1 protein-coding gene is annotated in these 941 nt (G+C 41.0%); it reads left to right on the forward strand.

Features of this window, described 5'->3' with window-relative positions:
* A partial coding sequence (locus tag E4T92_RS10950) for a hypothetical protein (protein WP_209307352.1) occupies positions 1-941 on the forward strand: 941 nt, incomplete at both ends.

The following is a 941-nucleotide window of genomic DNA, read 5'->3' on the forward strand; positions in this document are numbered from 1 at the left end:
AATAATGCCAATGTTGAAAAAGATTTAACGGTGAAAGGCAATTCAACGGTTGAAGGCACAACGACAACCAAAGACTTAAATGTCACGAATAATGCCAATGTTGAAAAAGATTTAACGGTGAAAGGTAATTCAACGGTTGAAGGCACGACCACAACCAAAGACTTAAATGTCACGAATAATGCTAATGTTGAAAAAGATTTAACGGTAAAAGGCAATTCAACGGTTGAGGGCACAACGACAACTAAAGACTTAAATGTCACCAACAATGCGACTATTAATAATTTAATATCGGAGAATGGAACGTTTAATAATCGTCTAACCTCTACCGGAGAGACGTTGCTCTTGGGTAATACCACAGTAGGCGGTCAAGGAAAAACCTTTGTTGTTAACCGTGGCACAAGGGTTGATATGGGCGGTAACGTGCTCACCAATATTGCAGAAGGGACGAATGCAACGGATGCAGCGACTAAGGGGCAATTAGATAAAGTGGTTCAAAATATCACGAATAATTTGACCGCACTTTCTAACAATCCGCTGACTTTTGCCGGTAATTCGGGAAGTACAGCCCGTAAAGTTGGTGAAACACTGACGATTTCGGGAGATGCAACCATTGGGGGTAGTTATAGTTCCAAAAATGTGAACACAGTTGTGACGGATGGAAAAGTTGAAATCCAAATTGCCGAAAACCCGGAATTTGAAACAATGTCTACCACGGGCAATGCTAACATTGGTGGTAATCTGAATGTAAACGGGACAACCACGACCCAAGACCTAAACGTGACAGACACCGCGACGCTCAAAGACTTAAACGTCACAAATAATGCCAATGTTGAAAAAGATTTAACGGTGAAAGGCAATTCAACGGTTGAAGGCACAACGACAACCAAAGACTTAAATGTCACGAATAATGCCAATGTTGAAAAAGATTTAACGGTGAAAGG

The sequence above is a fragment of the Pasteurella sp. WM03 genome, assembly GCF_004570945.1.
In the GTDB taxonomy this organism is placed as follows: Bacteria; Pseudomonadota; Gammaproteobacteria; order Enterobacterales; family Pasteurellaceae; genus Rodentibacter.